This is a genomic window from Faecalicatena orotica, from assembly GCF_003149245.1.
Lineage (GTDB): Bacteria > Bacillota > Clostridia > Lachnospirales > Lachnospiraceae > Faecalicatena_A > Faecalicatena_A orotica.
Genome location: NZ_QGDL01000019.1, coordinates 65219 through 88988, shown reverse-complemented (window position 1 = coordinate 88988; position 23770 = coordinate 65219). Strand labels below are relative to the sequence as shown.

The 23770-nt window shown below is 42.2% G+C and carries 19 protein-coding genes; 4 read left to right on the top strand and 15 right to left on the bottom strand.

Annotated elements, in window-relative coordinates; all coding sequences use genetic code 11:
• Positions 1 to 3: 3 nt before the first annotated feature.
• The 5 genes from A8806_RS23585 to A8806_RS23565 form a co-directional block, all read right to left on the bottom strand.
• The gene (locus A8806_RS23585) at positions 4 to 810 is read right to left on the bottom strand and encodes an ABC transporter ATP-binding protein (RefSeq protein WP_109733618.1); all 807 of its coding nucleotides are present in this window, start codon (positions 808 to 810) and stop codon (positions 4 to 6) included.
• 2 nt (positions 811 to 812) lie between these two features.
• Positions 813 to 1607: a MerR family transcriptional regulator gene (locus A8806_RS23580; RefSeq protein ID WP_109733617.1), complete on the bottom strand. Its 795-nt coding sequence runs from the start codon at positions 1605 to 1607 to the stop codon at positions 813 to 815.
• Positions 1608 to 1848: 241 nt separating this feature from the next.
• Complete coding sequence (locus A8806_RS23575; protein WP_109733616.1) at positions 1849 to 5247, bottom strand: beta-glucosidase; 3399 nt, start codon at positions 5245 to 5247, stop codon at positions 1849 to 1851.
• Positions 5248 to 5392: 145 nt separating this feature from the next.
• Positions 5393 to 6742: an ATP-binding protein gene (locus tag A8806_RS23570; RefSeq protein WP_109733615.1), complete on the bottom strand. Its 1350-nt coding sequence runs from the start codon at positions 6740 to 6742 to the stop codon at positions 5393 to 5395.
• 2 nt (positions 6743 to 6744) lie between these two features.
• The gene (locus A8806_RS23565; RefSeq protein WP_109733614.1) at positions 6745 to 7449 is read right to left on the bottom strand and encodes a LytR/AlgR family response regulator transcription factor; all 705 of its coding nucleotides are present in this window, start codon (positions 7447 to 7449) and stop codon (positions 6745 to 6747) included.
• A gap of 276 nt (positions 7450 to 7725) precedes the next feature.
• Here A8806_RS23565 and A8806_RS26030 point away from each other — a divergent pair, with 276 nt between their 5' ends.
• A complete protein-coding gene (locus A8806_RS26030; RefSeq protein ID WP_146203322.1) occupies positions 7726 to 8322 on the top strand; it encodes a hypothetical protein in 597 nt (198 codons plus the stop codon).
• Positions 8228 to 8449, top strand: a complete 222-nt coding sequence (locus A8806_RS27165; protein WP_109733613.1) for a helix-turn-helix domain-containing protein — start codon at positions 8228 to 8230, stop codon at positions 8447 to 8449. Before A8806_RS26030 ends, A8806_RS27165 begins: the two co-directional genes overlap by 95 nt.
• A gap of 134 nt (positions 8450 to 8583) precedes the next feature.
• Here A8806_RS27165 and rpiB read toward each other — a convergent pair whose 3' ends face one another.
• The 6 genes from rpiB to A8806_RS23530 are packed head-to-tail and all read right to left on the bottom strand — an operon-like array spanning position 8584 to position 14030.
• Positions 8584 to 9129, bottom strand: coding sequence for a ribose 5-phosphate isomerase B (rpiB, locus tag A8806_RS23555; RefSeq protein WP_109733612.1), 546 nt, complete (start codon positions 9127 to 9129; stop codon positions 8584 to 8586).
• 6 nt (positions 9130 to 9135) lie between these two features.
• Positions 9136 to 9777 (bottom strand): DUF4867 family protein, encoded by a 642-nt coding sequence (locus A8806_RS23550; RefSeq protein WP_109733611.1) that lies wholly within the window; start codon positions 9775 to 9777, stop codon positions 9136 to 9138.
• Between the two features lie 18 nt (positions 9778 to 9795).
• Positions 9796 to 10908 carry an ADP-ribosylglycohydrolase family protein gene (locus tag A8806_RS23545; RefSeq protein WP_181368858.1) on the bottom strand — a complete coding sequence of 371 codons (1113 nt, stop codon included), beginning with the start codon at positions 10906 to 10908 and terminating at the stop codon, positions 9796 to 9798.
• Positions 10909 to 10944: 36 nt separating this feature from the next.
• Complete coding sequence (locus A8806_RS23540) at positions 10945 to 11775, bottom strand: carbohydrate ABC transporter permease (protein WP_109733609.1); 831 nt, start codon at positions 11773 to 11775, stop codon at positions 10945 to 10947.
• Positions 11772 to 12656: a carbohydrate ABC transporter permease gene (locus A8806_RS23535; protein WP_109733608.1), complete on the bottom strand. Its 885-nt coding sequence runs from the start codon at positions 12654 to 12656 to the stop codon at positions 11772 to 11774. The genes A8806_RS23540 and A8806_RS23535 overlap by 4 nt, the downstream gene beginning before the upstream one ends.
• A gap of 18 nt (positions 12657 to 12674) precedes the next feature.
• On the bottom strand, positions 12675 to 14030 hold the full coding sequence (locus A8806_RS23530) for an ABC transporter substrate-binding protein (RefSeq protein WP_109733607.1): 1356 nt from the start codon (positions 14028 to 14030) through the stop codon (positions 12675 to 12677).
• 285 nt (positions 14031 to 14315) lie between these two features.
• Here A8806_RS23530 and A8806_RS23525 point away from each other — a divergent pair, with 285 nt between their 5' ends.
• Both A8806_RS23525 and A8806_RS23520 read left to right on the top strand, forming a co-directional pair.
• Positions 14316 to 16097, top strand: coding sequence for a sensor histidine kinase (locus tag A8806_RS23525; RefSeq protein ID WP_181368857.1), 1782 nt, complete (start codon positions 14316 to 14318; stop codon positions 16095 to 16097).
• The gene (locus A8806_RS23520) at positions 16069 to 17643 is read left to right on the top strand and encodes a response regulator transcription factor (RefSeq protein ID WP_181368856.1); all 1575 of its coding nucleotides are present in this window, start codon (positions 16069 to 16071) and stop codon (positions 17641 to 17643) included. Before A8806_RS23525 ends, A8806_RS23520 begins: the two co-directional genes overlap by 29 nt.
• A 73-nt stretch (positions 17644 to 17716) precedes the next feature.
• Here the strand turns inward: A8806_RS23520 and A8806_RS23515 are convergent, their stop codons facing one another.
• Genes A8806_RS23515 through A8806_RS23500 form a run of 4 tightly spaced genes read right to left on the bottom strand, consistent with a single transcriptional unit; the run spans position 17717 to position 23766 of the window.
• Complete coding sequence (locus A8806_RS23515; protein ID WP_109733604.1) at positions 17717 to 19123, bottom strand: glycoside hydrolase family 1 protein; 1407 nt, start codon at positions 19121 to 19123, stop codon at positions 17717 to 17719.
• A 26-nt stretch (positions 19124 to 19149) separates the two neighbouring features.
• Positions 19150 to 20136: an ROK family protein gene (locus A8806_RS23510; RefSeq protein WP_109733603.1), complete on the bottom strand. Its 987-nt coding sequence runs from the start codon at positions 20134 to 20136 to the stop codon at positions 19150 to 19152.
• On the bottom strand, positions 20133 to 20981 hold the full coding sequence (locus A8806_RS23505; protein WP_109733602.1) for an MBL fold metallo-hydrolase: 849 nt from the start codon (positions 20979 to 20981) through the stop codon (positions 20133 to 20135). Before A8806_RS23505 ends, A8806_RS23510 begins: the two co-directional genes overlap by 4 nt.
• Positions 20965 to 23766 (bottom strand): alpha-L-rhamnosidase, encoded by a 2802-nt coding sequence (locus tag A8806_RS23500; protein ID WP_109733601.1) that lies wholly within the window; start codon positions 23764 to 23766, stop codon positions 20965 to 20967. The genes A8806_RS23505 and A8806_RS23500 overlap by 17 nt, the downstream gene beginning before the upstream one ends.
• Positions 23767 to 23770 lie beyond the last annotated feature (4 nt).

Sequence of the window (23770 nt, the reverse complement as noted above, 5' to 3'; positions counted from 1 at the left end):
GATTTACCCCTTTGCAATATCTATAAAATGTTGTTCTAATGTGCCGCGGTTTATTTTTAAATCAAGAATGGTAATGTTTTTTCGTTTATATTCTTCTAAAATCTTTAATAAACTATCGGCAATACTGCCTGTCGAATATTCTTTTTCGCCATCTTCACTCAATATTTTTATCATATACCGTTTTCCGACTTTAGATGCCAGTTCGCCTGTTGTTCCTAAAAAACTGATAACCCCGTCATTAAGAATTGCGATGCGGTTACATAAAGTTTCTACTTCTGACATATCATGGCTTGCTAAAATGATCGTTGTACCCTTTTCCTTTAATTTGCGGATTTCATTATGCAGAGAAATTCTTCCCTCTACATCCAGCCCCGCTGTCGGCTCGTCGAGGAATAAAACATCAGGATTTCCGATAAGGGCAAGGGCTAAATGCAGTCTTCTTTTTTGCCCGGTCGATAATTCTGTGTAAAGTTTCTTTTCTAAATCGTTTATTCCAAGAGCATATAATAAAGAAGTATCTGTATCCGCTTTTTTCCACTTTGTAAATAATTGTACTGCTTCTTTTACTTTGATATAGGAGGGCAATGAGGCGGATTGCAATTGGATACCGATCTTTCCTTTTACCTTTATGGTTCCGGAAGTATATTTGCGGAAACCTTCGATACATTCAAGGGTAGTCGTTTTGCCTGCACCATTGATACCCAGAATACCAAATATTTCGCCCTGTTTTACATGGAAAGAGATCCCTTTTAAAACCTCAGTATTCCCGTAACTTTTCTTTAAATCCGTGATTTCTATTGCATAAGACATCGTTATACCCCCTCAAACGGATTGATACCGGCTTTTTGAAAATATAATTCTAATGCCGGCTGTAGATATTCATTAATATTTTTTTGCTTTTCCAGCCATTCGTGGTTATCATCCGTAAGGTTTACAAAATCTATAAGTTTAGGAAGCATACTCATTTCCCCATTTGTAAATTCCATGACCATAGACCAGAATTCTTGTGCGAGCTCCTGTACATGTTCGTCTTCCGGAGAAATGTTTTTCTGTTTTAATTCCAAAACTTTGTCATTTAATTGATTAAACCGCTCCATAAATTTTATACTGCTTTCCTTATCAAAGCGGTTAGATATATGATCTAATGTATCGTCATCAAAATGCTTGATAAGCCAGTAGTATTCATTGTTCATTTGAAGGTTGACGATAATATCCGCATACTTTTTGAAATCTACGGTCTGCATTTGCAGCACTTCTGTTTTTAAGGCATCAATATTAGCAGCTACCTCTGTTAACTGCCGTATTTTTTCCTGAATGGCAAGTGACTGTTCATTAAGGACATTTGCAACATCTGCCGGTGTGTCAAGGGAAACCAGTTTACTCTTTATATCATCCAGGGAAAACCCTAATGACTTCATCGACTGTATCTGGTGGAGTCTGACCATATCTTTATGCGTATATAATCTGCGTCCGCCCTCACTTTCGCTGGTGGGTGAAAGAACGCCCTCCTGATCGTAGTATTGCAGGGTGCGTACAGTTGTTCCCATTTTCTTGGCAAGTTCACCGACTGTCATAAAATTTTCAGGTATAGCTCTTTTTTTGTTCATAGCTTATTCCTCCTGCTTATACTATAAATCACGACGTTACGTCATGAGCAAGAACTTTTTGAAATTAATATGTTACTTTCCATGTCATTGGTTCATAAAAAATAATCCCTCTTACGCAGAAAAGGTTAATAACCAAATCTGCCTAGGAGGGATCAATATTTATGATACGTCTATGGAAATAATCCAGGCTTTTTTCTATAAATCACTATTCTTTTTAACATCTGTTTTATCTTATTACGGATTATTTTTCTAGGTTCATTTCTATAGTTACTTTTGTATTGCGCTTTTTCATCAGAATAATACCTATTGCAAGAAGCAGTACTGCCATTACATCACAAAGGATGACTGCCACCTTCCAGGGCGCAATTCCATAAGAAATTATTGTTCCCGGCGCAATTCCATTCATTGCATTGCTGTTAACCTTTGCATACAGAATATGATGGGTGGACTCTCTTAATGAAGATACTGCAGTTGCGGATGAAGTGTCACTCATTGCCAGATCATATGCAAGCAGCAGGTCGGAACCGTCTCGAATAGCCTGATCTGGATTTGCATATGCATTAGATGCACCAATCGCATCTGTAATTGCAGCCCCATCGAGTCCCCATTCATCACGCAGGATTGTGTGTACTGTAGCTTCGCATCCTCCTGCCCAGATGGCACCTATCATGTTGTATGCTGTCATAATTCCGCCAATTCCCTGCATTTCAACAGTATATGATTTCCCTTCTTCATCTAAACATACGACTTCTGCAGTGCTATCTTTTGCATAGATTTCATAAGTCTTAAGATAAAGTTCTCTTGCTGCCTGTTCATTTACCCATGTACACAGTACTTCGTTACGGTGTGCCTCTTGGTTATTAAATGCATAGTGCTTTGCATATATCATAAGCCCTTTGTTTTCTGCTGCACTACATTCAGCAGCAGCTATTGATCCGCCGAGTAGGGGGTCCTCTGAGTAGTATTCATTATTTCTTCCACCAAAGGCTGATCTGTGTAAGTTTAAGCCAGGACCATACCATCCATTAATTCCATTCTGCAGTGCTTCTTCCCCAATACAGTTACCTCTCCCAGCGGCAACTTCTGTATTCCATGTAGAGGCAAGTACAGTTTCCGTTGTATATCCATTAGATACCAAATCTGGCTTAAAGAAATTTACAAACCCATTTGGACTGTCAATATCTGATGTTACAGGTGCACCGATTGATGCAATCTCTGATGTTTCAAAGTGGCCATATGCACAAATACTATGCATCTCTTCCACACTTAACTGGTCCAGAATATCGTCCCACATAGAGTCATCATAATCTTTGCCACGAAGGTTAATCAACTGCAGACCATTATCAGCCTGCGTTGTAGGCATTTCGTCTGATTCATCCATGCTGGCTTGGACATCATAATTGATCCCGCTAATCACATCATCACCGGCAATCAGATCGGTATCTGTTGGTGAGGTAGGAAACGAGCCTGCAAAATCTTCACGTGTCATATTATGTGCATAACCTTCATCTGCGTTATCATGTGTATAATCTACAAAATGATAATTTGTTATCTCGTCCATCTGATTTACAGCAGTAACTTCATCAGAATTGCGCTTTGTATCATCATTGTCATATACAATCCCATCAAGTGTATATTCAAAATATTTACTGCTATCTGTACTATCAATAGAAGCCCAGCTATGAGAATTTTCACTTAAGTAAAATTTATAAGTTCCTTCATCTAGCAAATAGCATTTCTCTTTTTGATAATCATAAGAGGCAAGGTCATCACGTGCAATTGATATTGTTACATTCTGACTTTCTCCTGGTTCCAGCCTCTCTGTTTTGGCGAATCCTGCCAAAACAACCTTTGATTTTTCAACACCACCGTATGTATAAGGAGTCTCTGCATATATCTCAGCAACCTGCTTACCGGGAACATCACCCGTATTGGTAACAGTTATCTCAAATGTAAATGTCTCATCTTCATAAACAGGAGTATTATTGTATTGCATATCAAATGATGTATAGCTTAATCCATAACCGAACGGATAGACAACAGCATCATCATAACTATAAGAATCGAAATTACCTGCCTGAGCCTCTGCCGCCGCAGTTTCATAGTAACGGTAACCTACATAGATTCCCTCTTCGTATTCTACCTGATAAGCACCAGACGCCGGAGAATTATTCTCATCTATATTTGAATACTGATAAGTACCGAAATTATTCCAGGCAGGATCTTTTGTAAGATCTGCGGGATAAATGTCTGCTGTTCTTCCTGAAGGGTTTACTTCCCCTGAGAGAAGCCTGCCAACGGCTTTTGTTCCAGTACCCCCAACACCGCCAATCCAAAGGATCGAGTCAACGCCTAGATTATCCACTGTCTTTGTCTCTGCGAGTTCCCCAAGTTCCATTACGTTTGAACTGTTAATCAATACAATTACCTTTGAAAAATGCTCTTTTGCATATCTGATCAGATTCTGTTCATCAGTATCCAGTTCCAGATAATGTTTTCCTTCTTCACCGCCATAGTCAGAATACTGTCCCATATCCGTTGCCAGATCTGAACCTTCGCCTCCAACCCTTGTCACTGTAACAATGGCCGCCCCGGAATAGTCTTTGTAAGTATTTTCAATCTCTTCTGTATATCTATCTGTCTCCACCTCGCCAATAATCCAAGGCTCGTCATTACTAAAACCAGCACTGTTATGTCCATACTGATATACTTTCGTAATAGCTACACTTTCATCAGTTGTATTCGTCAGTTTGGTTTCATACTTATAATTATCATTTTGACTCAGACCATTATATAATTCAATTGTAGACGGATTCACTGAAAAACCTGCGAGCTCAAGTCCTTTCTGAAGAGACGTAAACTCACCTGCCTGACCGCTGACATCCTCGCCCTGTGCTCCTGCACAAATATAGACGCTGTTAATTCCAAGCAGAGTGACATTCTTTTCACTGTCAGATAAAGGAAGGGCACTTTTTTCGTTTTTCATCAGAACAGCACCCTCTTCTTCTTCTGTTTCAGTCTGGTGCTGTCCATTCTCTATTGCTTCTTCTTTTGAGCTTGTGCCCGTCTTATTATACGCCGCATCCCAATCTTCACTGCCTTCTTCCTTTGTAATCTTAAGTTCACCTGTCCCAAAAGTCTTGTCCATTACCAGATTATATTTTCCGAGAGCCAGAACATTTGCAGCTGCGGTAATAAGGAACATAACAGATAATGTGCCGGCCATGATTCTATTATAAGCTTTCTTTCCAATATTTTTTACGAAATTCGTAATCAAAATTATAGCTATTACTAACGCAAAAATTATTCCTATGGCCACAATTGCATAAACAGCATATGTGTTTTTAGAATTGCTTGTTGTTGCTTCGCTATCAATTTGTTTCTTTTCTGCTTCAGGTTTTTCCATCGTCATATGAGACATGAAATCAGAAGATTCTTCCGAATTGTCCCCAGGTGTATCTGCTGCCTCTCCGTTTGATGGTGCACCTGAATCGTCTGCGGCTCCTGCATCTTCGTCAATCCCGGCCCCACCTGTTACTTCTGTTGCTTCAACTGCGTATACTATGCCTGATTGTCTGTTGCCAAGTATTAAAAAAGATGCTGCCAGTACAAACAGTAACGCTTTCCATTTCCCTTTCATAAAAACCTCCTTGATTAAAGACTTCTAACAAACTTCATTCTTTTAATGAGCTCTTATAAAGAATAATCAGATTGTATATTCTTTTTTTAAATCACGGAAGTTTTTCGGCAAACTGTTGTTTTTTTTGCACCAACGTTATCGATTATTACTTATTTTCTATTTTTAATTCTGGGGAATTACCTCTGTTCTCATCAGGAAGGGGTATGATCATCTTTAATTTGAACCACCCATCCTTCTGGACAATATCCATCTGACCATCGTATTTTTTTACGATATACTGTATACTTTTCAATCCATATCCATGCAGAAGTTTATTTTCCTTTGTACTAATCGGTAAACCTTCATATAATTTATGCTGTATTTCGCAATAATTTTCAAACATAAGTAGAACGAAAGAATGAACCCTGTATACTACTACGCGAATAATCCGTTGCTCTTTATCCAGAAGATTTTCTTCATATTCAATAGCATTGTCCAAAGCGTTTCCAAATATAGAGCATAAATCTGCAACTTCCATAAAATCAAGCTCTTTTCCGTCAACGACTGTAATAATCTGAATTTCTTTCTTTGCACAAAGTAGTGTCTTTTCTGTCAAAATAGTATCTATGACCTGATTTCCTGAATGTATGCTCAAATCAAACTGCTCCATCTGTCTGGAAAGCTCATCCATATATTTTTTGTACGATAAATCTCCGCTCGACATTTTCCAGATATTAATCTGCTGTTTAAGGTCATGATATTTCATATTGACCATATCGATACACTCTTGTGAAAACTGATATTGTTTCTCCTGATTTCTTAATATCGTGTGTATCGCATAGTTCTCTTGATTTACTTGTTCATTATATAACTGCATATTGTGAGCATAAAGCATTGTCACCCCTGCAAGGTCAATCAATGTTCTGACGCTAAAAAGAGCCATTCCATATTCCCCTGCAAGCTCTGCCGAGGCATATTTAATACCTAACCCACTTGTTATGTATGAACCGACTCCTATAATCAGACAGGAAAACAAACTTGCATATTTAATCTGAATCTTTTCGTTACCTAAAGATGCCTTTCGCTCTAAATTCCATAATAAAAATATAATTCCCAAATATACCGATAATAGTATGATTGTTTCTGTTAATCTGGATATAGGAAATTTCCTTACTAAAAAAAGATATAACGACCAGGCCATAGAAGCCATGAACTCTGCAAGCACCAGCGAACGAATTGTGCAATAAACTCTTTTACGCCAATCCATTCTGCACCCCACCATAAAAAAGAGGTACATTAATATAATAGTTCCCGCCATAAAAAAAGTACCGATTTTATTATAAATAACATCAGATGCAATAAAATAAAAAATATGTACCACGGATAGAACCATTAGTCCGACATACTGATATATTTGTCTTGTCTTCTGCCCAAATAAGATGATATAAAGCAGACAGGACAATATCTCTGCTATAACTGTATAGTACTTAGGTGTATTTAACAGTATCCCTGCCATTATTATTTTCCCTCCCAGTAACTCATAAGCTCGCGAAGAAATTCCCCTCTGCGCCCCCGGCTGAGAAGTAACTCTTCACCCTTTACAAATACGGACTTTTCTTCAACCGCGCTGACATATTTAAGATTAATCAGATACCCTTTATTTCCTCTGCTGAAATTATACTGCCGAAGTTGTTCCTCATAGTATTTCATTGTCCCATAGCTTTCAAAATTTCCTTCTGAAATATGTATGCATAACACATGCCGCAGACTTTCTATATAATAAATATCATCTATATTGACTCTTCTTATTCCGGACTTCACCCGAAACGAGAGGAATGCCTTTTCATTTTTCTCAAGTTTCATACATGCCTTTTTCAGGCTTTGTGAGAATGGGAAAAAGGCAACTGGCTTCAGAATGTAATCGAGCGCTCCAACTTCATATCCTTTTATCGCATACTGCGCAACCGTTGTCACAAAAATAATAATCACCTTACTATCGCTTTTGCGAATTTCTTTCGCTGCTGTAATTCCATCCACCAGTGGCATCTGGATGTCCAACAGGATAATGTCAAACTGCGCTTTGACTTTCTGCAGTAATCCATCTCCGTCATAGAATACAGAAACATCAAATTCTGTATGATATTCCTTTTCATACTGACTTAGGTAATCTTTTAATTGTCCGCAGTAATCCCTGTCGTCCTCAACAATTGCTACTTTTATCATTTAACTCCCCACCTTTGCATGTCCGTTATTCTTTCAACGGTAAATTACCGTTAATTATACCATTAATCTATCCGTAACAGACAACTGATTTTATAAGTTTTGATTTGCGGTAAGTTTAGCTTGATCATTTTTAGACTGAGTTAATGCACAGACGGCTCATAAGCCAAAGGGGCAGGACTTTATTATCACACAATTTCTGACAGAGCATGACAAAAGATCTTCAAAAACAATCGTAAAACAGCCTGCACCCATGCAAAGGTAAGAGAGTATTAAATTATGATTCAGGAAGAACAGAAGAAGCAGGCCTATCTGGATACAATACGTGAGACGGTCACTAAAAGCCGGGATGAATTGCAGTTTAAGTTCTATCTGGATTTAATCTATGATGTCCCATTGTCTCAGGATGAAATTGTAAAGAAAATGGAAGCATACCAGATACCCACGGGTGGATTTAATTGTGTCCTGATAAAAATCCGGATTATAGACGGTACTTCCCAGCCCAAAGAAGATTTTATTCATTTGGTCTCTACGTTCCTCCGAAATATATTTGCTGATGTGAAACCGGTTATATTTCCGCTTCAGTCCAGATATCTGTGCGTTGTTTTATACGATAACGGGAAGTTGGAACATACGCCATTTATCCCATCATTAAACCAATTATTTATTTTTGCGGGAAGTTATCCGGCCTATAAACTGGATGCGGCAGTCAGCTGTCTGCATGCCTCGATTACAGAACTAAATACTGCATATTTGGAATGCTGCTATTGTTTCAAACACAATGTCAGGGCTGTTCAAAAAAGAAGTCGGGGAACCCATCACAGAATATCTCACCAGATATCGGATAGAGAAGGCGAAAGAGCTTTTAAAAGATAACACGATGAGATTAAGGGAAATTGCGGAAATGGTCGGATTCAATGATGTAAGTTATTTTTCTAATACTTTTAAAAAAGTTGCAGGGATGTCTCCTACAGAATACCGGACACTCTCTGAAATACTTTAAAATACGGGACCATAGGTCTTTCATATATTATTCTATTATGGTATTTTTATCATGCATGCCTTTATTTAATGTTCTATATATAAAAGAGGGTACTGTGATGACAAATGAATCACAATCCCCTCTTTTGAAACTATCTATCCCAAGCTTCTGTCAAATATCTCCGCATCCGCCAACGATCCTGTAGAGATCTTTCTAGCCTCCTGTTCCCATATCTTTCCGTTATACATATATTCCTCGGCCTCTTTGATTAAGTTCAAAGAGCCATCATGAAAACCGCCGTCATATTCTGTATTTAAAAATGTTTCTAAAATATCAAGCGCTTCCCATTCTCCTATAGTTTTGCCTCCCATACATAAGATATTTGCGTCATTATGCATTCTTGTCATCTTTGATAAGTAAGTACTTGTGCACAATGCGGCCCTGACACCTCTAAATTTATTTGCCATCATGCTGATTCCAATTCCGGTCCCACAAATCAGGATACCGCACCTGGCTTCTCCCCTTGAAACGGCTGCAGCTACTTTAGCGGCAAAGAACGGATATCTTGTAGATTCAATGTCTGGATCATTCTCTGAGCCGCAGTCTGCATAAGGAATCTTTTTTCCTTCTAAATATTCTATACATTTCATTTTTAATTCATAACCCGCCGTATCATTTCCTAAATAAATCCTTTTTCCCATTCTCGTTTACCCTTCCTGATAGATCCTGATATTTTGACCTTTCAAACCAATAAACGCCCCTTCTCCTGCTTCCGGAGAATCAGGATGTGCAAGCAGCCATTTATTACAGCCTGCCAGCAATTGATCTTCTCCTTTTTTGTCAAGTGCCGGACACTGGCCGTTCGTCCCAAGGAGAAGTCCGTTTGCCACATGATAGCCCTGACCTGCATGAGCATTGCACGGTGCATAGTGCAGCGTTGTCGCATATAATTCAATACCTGTACCAGCCGGAACAAAAAAAGCTTCTGCTTTACCTGCGTCATAAGTATAGTCTGTTCTGTCAATGTCAGAACGCTGCCCCAGCAAAAGGACTACATCCTCTGCCATAACACATAGTTCACTGCAGGTATGATATTCCAAACAATTCAGTGTATTGTTATACCCGTTGCAGTATCCTAATTGCATTGGCATCCCTCCAAATACACGGTTCTGTAATTCTGAAAATATGGTCAGTGATTCCAGTTCCTTACATGAACTAAGATACACAAATCCCGATTCAGGAAGAGGAGTATGGTTTCTTAACGTGTTAACTAATTCTGTGAAATCATACTCCGACAGTACCCGCCCATAATTCTGGAATTTCTTCTCATATATATTGTGGCTTTTCATCTCTTCCCTCTCTCTGATTTATTCCATATGCATCTTAGTAATTAGGTTGCAATTTTCCAAAGTCCTTTGTGTTTGTTTCACCAGTGCCTCTGTCATTCCAACCGCCAACTGTTCTAAATCGGGGTCTGGATTTGCTTTGAGACAAGTATCTGTCCATTTTGAGGGAATAGCCTCGATACCCCCAAAGGCCCCTGCTATGTACCCTGCCATGCATGCAATCGTATCGCAGTCTCTTCCGAAGTTAGCTGCACCGATAATTGTTTTTTGGAAGTCACCTGCTGTGTTTAAGAACATTCCGATGGCACAGGGAATGGACTCGTATGCTTCGCAGCTGTCATTATGACGCCCGTCTGTACAAAGAGGCTTGCCTCTTCCGCACCAGTCAATCAGAAGCTGGTCATAGTATAATTTTGTGAGTTCTTCCGTGTCCTTTGCCTCTTTTGCCAGCTTTACCGCCAGATGAAGCGGCTGATACATCTTACTGCACTTTCCGCCAGGTACATTCTCCAATGCAGCGGTAACCACGCTGTCCACAGTGCTGTCAGGATTCATCGCCTCAGCCACGGCTGCCGCAATAATCCCTGCTGCATCTCTGGAATGGTCATGATGTATAATAGACATCAAATCATAGGCATCCAAAGAGGCCTGTCTGGGGTTGCAGGCATTTATGATTCCCACTGGTCCGATGCACATAGCGGAGCTGTTTTCCCCGATATTCCCTGCACCTGCCTGACGCGCCGGCATATAGGTCATCACAAGCCGCCAATAGGAAGCTGCACTGCTGTACCAGCATCTGTTCACATCCAGATGCTTTACCCAGTAATCTCCCAATTCATCACAGGTTATCCTTCCCTCATGTTCAATCATGCATTGTGCATTCACAGTTGCAAAATAGCTGTCATCCGTATAAGTTCCCGGCTGGTCCGACCAGGCATACGCGCTGGGCGATTCTGGCATGAAAAAATCGTCCGGACGGGTCTTGTAGCTGATTAAATCTGTTACCGGACCGTCATGAAGCTTCCTTATAAATTCAGCATCCATCCCTTCCACAGGTCCGCCGAAAGCGTCTCCCACTACGCCTCCCATGATACATCCAAATACCTTTTTATATAACGCTGTCTGTTTGTTCATAAATACCATCCTTTCTTTTTACAACTTAGGTTTCTATTATCCTTTCACACTGCCAGATGTCATTCCTTCAACAAAAGTATCCTGCATCAGCATATAAATAATGAGGATAGGAAGCACGGAGATTACTGCCGCTGCATAGATATACGCTGGATCACCGCTATTTTTGCCTACAAAATTATAGAACCTGAGTGCCACTGTCCGAACGTTCTCATCCTGCAGGAATGTATTAGCAAATAAAAATTCGTTCCATACATTTACAAATACGATCAGCATAACTGTAGATAGTATGGGTTTCGCCAATGGCAGCACATTATACCAAAAATTCTGTATCTCTCCTGCTCCGTCTATTCTGGCGGCTTCATCCAGTTCTTTAGGCATTCCCTGAAAAAAGGCATGTACAAACATGAAGTTAAAGGGAATATTAATAGCTGTATAGATGACAATCATTCCCAGACGGGAATTCACAAGCCCGATTTTGTGGAACATGAAGAATAAGGTGGCAATGATAGCGAATCCCGGTATGGACAGTCCCGCGGTAAAATATGTACGGAATGCATTTTTCCCAAATGCTTCCAGTTTTACGATTCCGTAAGCTGCCAGTCCCGTCACCGTCAGTACAATCACTGCCGCCGCCAGACCGATAACCAGATTACTCAAATATGCCTGCAGATACCCTCCTTTCCTCCAGGCTATCATAAAATTTTCCAAATGTATGCTTTCCGGAAATGCAATCAGCTTCTTTTTTATATCCTCATTAGACCTGACAGAGTTGAGGAACATTACTAACAAAGGGACCATTTGTGCTACCGCAATCATAATCAGGACTAAGTAGGAAACTATTTTTACAAGTTTTTTCTTTTTATTCAAACTTCTCCCCTCCTTCTCAACTTCTGGACCAGTGTAAAGAGCAGATATATAGCCAGACATCCCCCGCAAACCGTAGTGCATAATGCGGATCCATAGCCTACTTCATAGGATATGAAGCTCTTTCTGTAAATCCATGTGGATACCAGTTCTGTAGCGTTCGAAGGTCCCCCCTGGGTCATAATCCACACATAGTCAAAGGTTGTAAATGATGCGATAAGAATAAAAGTAAAGTAGGAAATTATTGTCGGTTTAATCTGAGGAACTGTCACGCTGAAAAATTTTCTTAACGGACCGGCGCCCTCCATAGTTGCCGCCTCCAGAAGGGAGCGGTCAACCTGATGAAGTGCTGAGAACATAAGCACCAGTACGAATCCCCACCAATGCCAGTTGTCCACAAAAGCCACTGCATAGAGCGCCAGTTTTCCATTCCCAAGAGGAGCAAAATTACTGAGGCTTTCTATGCCCAATGCTTTAAAAACGGAGGCAATTCCTGAATAAGGGCTGTAAAAGGTTGCAAAAATCTTGCCTGCAATAGCCGCCCCTACAACATAAGGCAGGAAATAGATGGTACGAAGAAGCATCTGCCCTCTGCTGATGTTGGATAAAATCACCGCCAGTATAAGCCCTATAGCCAAAGGGATCACCAGAAACATCGCCATCCAGATTAAATTATTTTTTAATGCGTGGAAAAAGGAGGTGTCCGACAGCATAGTTACATAATTCTGAAGCCCTATAAACTTAGGTGCCTTCAGGCCATTCCAGTTAGTAAATGAATACCAGACCATTCCCACTGCAGGTATCAGTACAATGCCCACATGGATTAAGAACGCTGGCAGTACAAATACCATTCCCTTTAATTTCCTTCTGTCAAATTGTTTCATGATTCTCCCCCCTTAAGCCTACCCTACAAATACAAATCCTTCTGCCAGCTCCTTGTCCAATACCTTCTGGGCTTCCTCGCAAAACTGTTCTACCGTGTAATCCCCGTAATAAACCTTATCCAGATTGTTCATCATGTAAATATTTGTATCAGACGGATAAGAGGACCAAGGTGCATACCCGACTGTGTCCTGCCCCAGGATATCTCCCAGAGAATCCAGAGTCTTCCGGATATCATCGGCCATATCAGCCGGATACAGGTTCTCATCCACATCTCTGCATAGCGTAGGATATCCTGCTGCAATGGCATCAGCAAGCCGCTGCTCATCCTCATATAGATAATTGATCAGTTCCGCACATAAATCTGCCTGTTTTGTATTTGCATTCACTGACATAACTGCGCCAATCCCTGCAGAGCCAGATGCCGGAATACCATCCTTCATCGAAGGCCATACCGTGCATTCCCAGTCAAATTTCAAACTTCCCGGTGAGATAGTTTCCAGTGTAAGCCATGTGCCTTCTGTGCAGAATACAGCCTGTTCGTTCTGGAAAAACGTTCTAGCCTCATCGTTGGTAATGGCACCGCTCTGGCCCTGATTAATCCAGCCGGCATCCCAGTCCTTTTTCAGCAGTTCAAACGCCCCTTTAATCTCGTTATCCGTAAATTTAAGTTCTCCGGTAAACAGTTTCTTTATATTATCTCTTCCTGCATAGTTTCCCAAATAATGGTCATAAATCCATTGCTGGAATTCATTCGCACCGGAATAACCATATTCAATCGGGATATATCCCTGGGTAGCCGCCTTTTCACATACATCCTCAAATTCAGCTCGGGTCTTTGGAACATCACAGCCCAGTTCTTTTAAAAGGTCAAGATTGCAATACATGGAGGTTGCCTCTGAAGAATGAGGAACACCGTACAGCTTTCCTTCTACAGTAGCCGCATCCAGCCCCCAGTCATAAATCAGGTCCTCCCATTTATACTGGTTTTCATAATTGCTGAGATCTAACAGAGTTCCCGCCTCAACGTAATCCGGAATATCAAAACAGTCCAACATAAAAATATCCGGGCCGCCTCCGGCAGCAAGCTGTACGCGCAGAGTTTCCTGAACATCAGGCAGACATTGGAAATCAATATTCACCCCGGGATGTTCCTCCATAAATGGTTCGAAAAAATGGTCGAACCACACCTGCTGCATATCATCCTCCAGGCTTCCCCAGTAAACGGAGATTGTAGTTTCCTCACCTTTGTCACCGGACTTTGCCTTATCATCTCCTGTTGTACTGTTTCCTGAATCACCTCCACATGCTGTTATGCCACCTAATATTGTCACAATAAGCACCATGATGATTGTTTTGCGAAGCATGTTTTTCATACTCTCACATCTCCTTCCTCTTTTTAAGAGTTTTTATGGTTGACGGTTTTCTTATATCCCTATTATAAAATTCCTTTTATAGTTAGTACATTTACAATTTTTGGTAAAATTTTATATTATTTTTAGATACTTGATAAATAGTAAAATTTTATAATTTACCTGATTATTCCAGATTTATACGTTTGTTTTCGCTAAATTCATTTATTTTATGGAATTTATTTCACTGATATGATACAATACATTTTAATATATCTGAAAATAGATTTGATGGGAGGCAGGCGGTTTATGAATCAAAAAAAGTTCAGAGTCACTTTCAGAATACGGTTTTTCCTTTTGGCATTCAGTTTTTTATTTCTACTCATCATCTCTGTCCTATTGTTTATAATCCCCTATGCGCTATATACGCAGCTATATATATATCAGGCAGAGTATTATTGCAATAACTTTTTAGCCCAGGCCAATGTAGGTGTAGAAAGTGCCCTGGAAGAATTTAACCTTAAAATTCAGGAAGTGATGGACGATGAGGATATCCTGACTATGTTAGCCCACAAAGAGCCGCAGTCAGACTGTCAATATCAGTACCAGACAGCAGTGGCAAAATATTTTCAGCCAAAAACTCTGGATGAATATTATCTGCAGGAGCTGGATTTATATATCAAAGACACCGGTGAATCAGTATACTATGGCACAAAGCCTACCACACTATCGGATCCTTTTAACAGCATTTATTATGAGAGGGCGCTGGCCTATCCCACCCGGGTAAACTGGCTGCGCTATAATCCTGAAAATGACTGTTTAGAGCTGTCCGCCTTAGTTTACAATAAAGAAAACTATCAGGTCACAGGGCTGATGATTGTACGGCTCTCCACGGACTTTCTTATGTACAGCTTCAATGTTTACAACACACTGGATATTGACCGACTTTACATAACTGATCAGAATGAGCAGATTCTCTGTACCACAGAATCCGGATTTTTAGGGTGTTCTCTTAAGGACTTGGAATTAGAACCTGATATAGGGGTGCAGAGGACTGACACCGGTATCGCTATACTCCGGCCTCTCTCCAGAATTAATACCAATTTTCCCTATGGTGAATGGAAAAGTGTAATTCTTTTGGACCGTCAGACACTATTGAAGCCATTTCACCAGATTGCATGGGTATTCTATGGAATTGCTCTGTGCCTGCTTGGAATATCCATTTTCCTGATACTTCGTTTCTCCAGTTTTATTACTAAACCGATTACTGCACTGGTTTCTGCCATGAAGGAGGTGGAAAGGGAACAGCTGGATATTACTCTGCCGGAAACCAGTCCCCTCAGGGAGATGTCCGAGATTAACCAGGGTTTTAATAAGATGGTTTCTCGTCTGGATATGCTGATTAACAGTGTATACAAAAGCCGTCTGGCCAGACAGGAGGCCCAGCTTAAGTCCCTTCAGTCACAGATCAACCCCCATTTTCTGTTCAATACACTGCAGCTGATTAGTTGGAAAGCCTACGAATATGAAGCTACGCCTGTCTGCGATATGCTGGGCAGTTTAAGTTATATGCTTGAGACAGATCTCTATTCCGATGACAAGAATACTTTTACTCTGGCGGAAGAGGTGGAATATATACGCCAGTACAGTAAGATTATCAGGTGCAAATATAACGATAAGATTCGTATAATATTAGATATACCGGAAGAATTGTTGGACTGCAGGATTCCAAAACTGATTCTGCAGCCGTTTCTGGAAAATTCTATTACGCACGGACTCGCTCCGAAACCATCCCCCGGGCAGGTTTGCCTTTCTGTCCGGCGTGAAGGCCCTGATTTAAACATTACTATACAAGATGATGGAACCGGTATCCGAAGCGGTATCCTGCAGACAATAAAACAGCCATCTGCATCTCAAGGCGGCCACCATATCGCTTTGAACAATATACAGGACCGTATTCATCTCCTTTATGGAAATGCTTATGGGTTCACCATTGAAAGTCAGTTAAATGAAGGAACTACTATATATTTAAAAATACCTTATATCAAGGAAGGGAATGAAGATGATAAAAATATTACTGGTAGAAGATGAAGACGGTATCCGCACCAGCATAGCTAATGCGTTCTCTTGGAACAAGCTTGGCTGCGAGCTTTACAGAACAGCCGCATCCGGACTGGAGGCTCTGGAAATATGTATTCAGAATCCCCCTGATATTGTAATCTCTGACATTGTCATGCCTGGCATTGATGGACTTACTTTTGTGAAATACATAAAGGAAAAGCAGCCGGATATGCAGTTCATCATTCTTACGGGTCACCGTAATTTCGATTACGCGAAGGATGCTCTTAACCTTGGTGCCGCTTATTTTATGCTGAAGCCGGTTAATTATAACGAACTGAAGGAGGCAATTGTCTCCTTAGTGAGCCGGATTACAGATACACAGGAGGGAAGGAAACAAGAAATCCAGAAAGAGCAGCTTCTTTGCGGGCTTCTTTCTGGCCGTCTCCAGCCAGAAAATCTCCATGAAACACCGCTTAGTTCATGGTTTCAGCGTGTATCTTGTTATCAGGTTTTAACCCTTGCCTTTGATAATGGAGAGGAGACGGCTGATAACGTCCTCAGGCTGGAGAACCTTTCCATATTTGCCGGCCATATGCTAAAGGACTATTCCTGCCTTTTTACCAAAATGGACTCAGGATATTTCATTATTATCTTTCCTTATTATCAGAAGGAAGAAAACATGTTTGCCCAAAAGGAACTATTCCTCCTTTTACAACGCAAAACTGCTGATTTTTTCCGGACTCCTGTTTCAATGGGGGTAAGTAAACTGCTCACTGGTTTTTCTCAGTTACATGAAGGATACATTCAATCTATGCGGGCACTGGGGCAAAAGTTTTTCTCTGGGAATTCCAGTTTAAACTTCTTTCTTCCTACGCATTCAGAGGATATCTGCCAGATTACCGATTTTAACCTGCCCAGCCTCTCTGCCCAGAAAACCGCAGACCTGCTCAAGCGGTCCAATGGCCTTCTGTTGGAGCAGCTGGCCAACGATTTATTCTTTGAACTGTTTTCCCCGTACCACCAGAACATCGGCCTAATTAAAAGCTCTTTTATCATTGTAGCCATCCTATGCATCAAGAAGGTGGTGCGGGAGGATTCCCGCCAACTGGCATTGATTCTGGAAAAATACGGTAACTTCCAGATGGCAGTCAAGGCACAGACACTTCAGGACCTGAAGGATATCTTTATTAATCTGGTACTGGATCTCAGTGAATATCAGGCATTGAAGCTCAGTCCGAAACAGACAGTAATAGATAAGGTAATCGTCTTTATCGAAGAAAATTACCAAACCAATATCTCTCTTAATGATATTGCAAAGACCGTATACCTTTCTCCCTCATATCTTAGTTCTATGATTACCCGGGAGACAGGAAAGAGCTTTACTGACATACTAAATGAAATCCGTATTCAGAAGGCTATTGAACTCTTGAAGGATCCCAAACGGAAGATAGCGGATGTTGCCTATAACGTTGGATTTAACGAACCACAGTATTTCAGTATTGTATTTAAGAAAGTTACTCAGCTGACTCCCAGAGAATACAGGGAAATGTTCCTCAACGAACCGCGGGATATCTGACTCTCGCGGTTCGCTGAAGCTACATTTTCTAAATATCTAATGCCGCATGATACCCCAGATATACCGAATCGTTTTATTCATATAAAGATGCCCCGTTGCTCGCAATTACATCCCGGTACCATCCGAAGCTCTTCTTTTCATATCTGTTCAACGTCCCGCTTCCGTCGTCATTGCGGTCTACATAAATAAATCCATAGCGTTTTGCAAGCTCTGCTGTAGACGCACTGACAAGGTCGATGCATCCCCACGAAGTATACCCCATTACTTCCACCCCGTCTTCGATTGCCTCGCCAACCTGAATCAGGTGGTCCTTCATATATTCAATGCGGTAATCATCGTAAACGGTCATGCCGCCGTTTCCATCGTCTGTCAGCCGGTCTTTGGCGCCCAGCCCGTTTTCTGCGATGAAGAGTGGTTTCTGATATCTGTCCCAGAGCACATTCAGCTCATAGCGCAGTCCCTGCGGGTCAATCTGCCATCCCCATTCACTGGCTTTGAGTATTGGATTCGGCACGCCGCCGAGAAGATTCCCCTCCCCGCGTACATTCTTTTTGGGGTCTGCAGTTGCACAGACACTGACATAATAACTGAAAGAGACAAAATCCACAGTATTTTTCAGAATCTCTTTTTCCTCTTCTGTCACTCTGATATGGATATTATTCTTTTTAAAGTAACGGTTGAGGTATCGGGGGTATTCCCCGCGCACCTGCACATCTGCAAAAAATGTGTTGAAATGGTCCTGTTTCATTGCTTCAATTACATCGGAAGGATCCGGTGACAGCGGGTAGATCGGCATACTGAGTATCATACAGCCGACCTGAAATGCAGGATTGATGGTATGTGCGATCTGAACCGCAGATGCACTCGCCACTAATTCGTGGTGAATGGCCTGATATAAGTCGGATTGTGACAGTTTCTCTTTTGGCGTATTGATTCCCCCGCTCATGAACGGGGAGTGCAGCACAGAGTTGATTTCATTAAAAGTCAGCCAGTATTTCACCTTATCTTTGTAACGTGTGAAAACAGTTGTCACATACTTCTCATAAAACCCGATCATTTTAGGATTGATCCAGCCGTCATAATGTTCCGCTAAATATAGCGGTGTCTCATAATGGGAAAGCGTCACTAGTGGTTCTATGCCGTATTTATGGCATTCGTCGAATAAATCATCATAGAACCTAAGTCCCTTCTCGTTCGGCTTTGACTCATCCCCTTTCGGGAAGATGCGGCTCCATGCGATGGAAGTACGGAATACTTTGAATCCCATTTCCGCAAATAGTTTGATGTCTTCTTTATATCTGTGGTAAAAATCAATTCCGATCAGCTTCATGTTATCTTCTGTCGGTTTTTCTGTCCTCGGCCCTTTAATGCCGCGGGGCATCACATCCTGAATGGACAGCCCTTTCCCGTCTTCATTATAGGCGCCTTCACACTGGTTTGCGGCCACCGCCCCGCCCCATAAAAAATCTTTTGGAAACATCCTGCATTTCCTCCTGCTCTTTTTACTTAATTTGTACTCAAAAGTTCCATCAGGTACTGCCCTTCCCGTCTGTCTTTGACCAGTTCCAGCAGTTCATTTATCTTATCAATATCAATTTTCTGTTCTTTTGATTTGATGTGCACGTAAACGGCGCCGATCAGATTGGCGTCATTAAAAAATCTGCAGACAGAGACATCGGCGACCGGCAGGTCCCACGGGTAAACGGCATTGATCTTTTTTAACTCCTCTTTGATCATCTGCAGGAATAAAGGCTGTACACTGATTCCTCCCCCGATGACAATCTTTTCGGGATCCAGAATAAATTGATAATTATTAATCTGAATCGCGAGGCGCCTGACGTACTCCCGGATTCCGGCGATTGCCCTCTCATCGCCGCAGTTCGCCATTGAAAATACCTTTTCCCCGTCTAATTCTTCCGCCGGGATGCCGGTATGGTCAGAAACCGACTGAAGGAGGGACTTGATTCCTGTGTTGCCCGCCAGTGAATGGTCCAGAGAATATTCCGGCTGGGCCTCTGTCATCACATAGCTGAATTCTCCGGTCATATTGTGGATTCCGTTTAATACTTTCCGGTCATGGATGACTGCCCCGCCAATGCCTGTCCCGCAGACGACGACTACTGCATCGCTGCAGTCCATCAGCGCCCCCTTCCAGACCTCTGCAAGAGCCGCACATTTGGCGTCGTTTTCTACGGTCACATGTACACCACAGCGTTTTTCCAGTACTTCCACGATGTTTAAGTTGGTAATGCAGGTCAGATTGCCACCGGTGTACATGAACCCGGTCTCACTGTCAATAATCCCGGCCATACTGAGAGCAATCCCGTCTACTTTGTCCCTGTATTTTTCGTAAATAAGAACCAGCGATTCAATGAAGTCCTTAAGCGGTTCGGTTACCGTCGGCGATTTATCTTTTTCAAGGATCTGGCAATCTTCTGAAATCACTGCATACTTCGTAAATGTACCGCCCACATCAATTGCTAAATAATTCATTTTCCCAGACCTTCCTTAAAAATTTTCTGTTTATTATAGATGATATTTCCTTCTCTCTTGTCCGCACGGATAAACTGTTTATCGGCTTTTTTGGCAATATAATAGGTATTCCCCATGAAAGGAAACGCTTCGTCATCTGCGTTCCCTTCCATGATGTCACTGCAGACTTCCGTCACATTTTTCAACAGGTCCTTAGAAGCTTCCATCTGGTGGTGCATCATGAAAACCCGGTCAAAACGCCCTTCCAGTTTCTGCTGTAACCGGAGGAGGTTTTCTCTGTATGCTTCTACCGGAAGAGAATTTTCATCAAATAAAAACGTAGCCGTATTGCAGGCATCCCCGGTGATCAGAATGCGTTTTTCTGGTATCAGGACGACCATCGTGCCTTTTGTGTGCCCTGCAAGTTCGAAGACTTCAAGGGAAATCCCGCCAAGCTCAAAGACTGCCCCGTCCTTTAATTCGTGATAATCTGGCGGCATGGGCGGTACAAAATTGTCATCATCCAGAAGCCACGGCTCTTCCCCGCCGATGCTGGCTGCAATATAGCCCCTTCTTTCCTGAAGGGGACTGTGCTGCCGGCAGACCTCCTTGTCCTTGTGATTCATATACACCGTATCAAACTCCGGAGCTCCCATAGCATGGTCCACATGACCGTGTGTCAGGATTACGCTCAGAGGTTTCTCTGTCAGCGTTTTTATCAGCTTTTTCAGTCCCCTGATGCCAAGACAGGTGTCGATGAGGAACGCCCTTTCAGTTCCTTCGATCAGATACATGATTTCTCCGCTACGGCTTCGGATTGCTGTCAACTGGCCGTCAATTTTTTCCGGTTTATAATAATCTATCATTTCGGCTGCCCCTCTCTTCCTGCTCTTCGTCCAGCGCTGTGAGTTCCAATGCCAGCTTTTCAATCTCTTCCTCAGAGAATCCAAGGAACGACATTCCCTGAAGCGTCATCAGGCTTTCATTCAGGAATTCCTCATCACCGCTGCTCAGGAAATGCTGCAGAAGCGGGGAAATGCGGTCGATGATTTCTAAAGCCTTTGGATTTTGCATCATATCTTTAAATAAGGTCTTTTTTGTATAGAGGCAGCGCAGATCCGTGGATGGTTTATAATCGTAAGCATAAACACCTGCCGCAACTTCCTGTGTTCCGCCATTATAGAATGGCAGTCCGACCACGGCACTGCAGCCAAACGGCACCTCAACTGCCACATGTACGTTCCCATCCTTTTTGATTTCCCATTCTACGCGGTAAGTACCATATCCGCACTCATAGGACATCTTCATATATTTCAGTTTCTGGTTCATCAGCGGGGTAATCAGTGCTTTTTTGAATCCCGGTTCCAGTGCTTTCAATCCGGCCACATCCCGGTAGAGATATTCCACGATAGAACCAAACGAATAGTGATTTAAGGAATTCATTAAAACACCGCTTATCATCCCGTTATCCAACACGGAATTCCAGCGTTCCCAGACGGTAGTCGCGCCAAGGTCAATACAGTGCATCCATCCCGGATACCCTTTTTGCAGAAGGAAATAAAAAGCTTCTTCTTCCAGGCCATTCTCGGCTAATACCCGGCACATAACCGGTGCGCCTGCGAAACCGCCTTTCAGCTTATAGCAGTCTTTGTAAAGCCTGCTTTTCAAACCTTCGACCACCCGGCTCTTATCTTTATAGATTCCACTGTACAGTGCAATGATATAGCCGGTCTGCGTATCAATACTAAGGCGGCCTGTTTCCGTGTAATACTCCCGGATAATGGCCTCTTTAATTTTCCCGTACAGTTCACGGTAATATGCTTCCTCCTCACTCTTCCTCAGTATGGCCGCGGCATCCGCTGTTTTTTTCACCGACATTGCGTAATAGCAGGATCCAAGATAATATTCATCCGTGCCGCCCTTCATGCTCTGCTCGGTTCTTCCGTCCAGCGCCAGCCAGTCTCCGAGCTGGTTGCCAAAATCATATAAGAATTTCTGCCCTCTGGCTTTGTCTTCTTTCGTGATTTTATCTACCCAGTCCTTCATCATGGGATAAGAAGCCTCTAAAGCTGACTTATCCCCGAAATGCTCATACAGGACAGTGGGAAGGAAGGTCGCGATATCCCCCCATATACTGCTGAAAATCGGTCCGTTAGGATCCAGTACCGGAATCACTCCCGGTACAATCCCATCATATTTCTTCTGTTCTGTCCGAAGGTCGTGGAGGAACTTGTGATAAAAAGCCGCCGTATCCATATTATAGCTGGCCGTCCCGGAGAATACCTGCACGTCCCCGGTCCATCCTAACCGCTCATCCCTCTGCGGGCAGTCTGTCGGGAAATCGATGGAATTTGACTTTTGGCCCCACATTGTATTGGAAAAAAGCTGATTGACTCCGGTGTGCCCTGTCTCAATCTTCCCAGTCACTTTCATCTGTGAGTAAAGTGCCTTTCCGGTAAAATCTTCTGCCTTAAGTTCTCCCTGCCATCCGGTAACTCTAACATACCGGAATCCAAAATATGTAAACTGCGGCTTTACCTCCTCTTCTCTCCCGTCTGAAATATAGGTAAACTGGGACTTTGCAGCGCGGTAATTATCATTATAAAAATTGCCGTTTTGAAGGATTTCTCCAAAATCCAGCACTACCTTTGCCCCTCTGGGCTGTTTTGAATGAAAGGAAACATACCCTGCAAAGTTCTGCCCGAAGTCCAGAACGGTTTCCCCTGCCGGTGTGTGGATTACGTCTTTTACCCGTAATTCTTCCATCTCCATCACCGGAAGACTGTACCGCTCTGTAAGTGTCCCTTCTGCTTTTGCCAGGACAGCCTGTTTCATTTCATTCTCTTTCCCATCCCACAGCAAGCGGTTGATGGTTTCCCCATCATAAATATCACTGAGCTGTGTATCGGTTCCCTGATAGAGCCATGATTCGTCCGTTCCGATGACTTCGCTGCTTCCGTCTTCGTAGTTTAAGTGTATCTCAGCAATCATCTGAAAACGGCTGCCGAAGTTTTCCGCCTGACCTGCCAGACCGAATTTCCCTTTATACCACCCGTTGCCGAGGGATACCTTAAGTTCATGTTTTGTCTGTCCTTCTGCGAACCGGTCTGTAAGGTCATACGTGATATACTGGATTTCGTCATGGTAGTTGCTGTAATAAGGTGTCAGCACCTCTTCCCCGAGCTTTTTCCCGTTGAGCGAAGCTATAAAAAGTCCAAGCCCTGATATGTATAATCTTGCCGATGATACCTGCTTTTCTGCCGAAAATTCTTTCACAAAAACCGGATGGAAGGTATCGGCATCTTCTGTAGTAATCCATTTACCGGTCCACTCATCATCCAGTTTTGCCGTCTCAAAAAAGGCCGGCTCACTGACTGCTGTTTCATCTAAATCAGTAGTAACTGTCACACGTATAAAGTATCTTCTGCATGATTCGAGAGCAAAGTCCAGAACTTCTCCGGTCTGGCAGAGCGCTTCTCCTTCTTTCTGAAAGATAATATTTTCAAACTTCAGGTCTTTTGCAGCCTCGATCTTTACACTCTTCTGTTTCGCAGCTTTCGTATCTTCTACTTTCCATGAACAGTTTACGCTCTCCATCAAATAACCTAAGGGATTTAGAATCCCATTTATTTTTACATTAGATACTTTCATACGC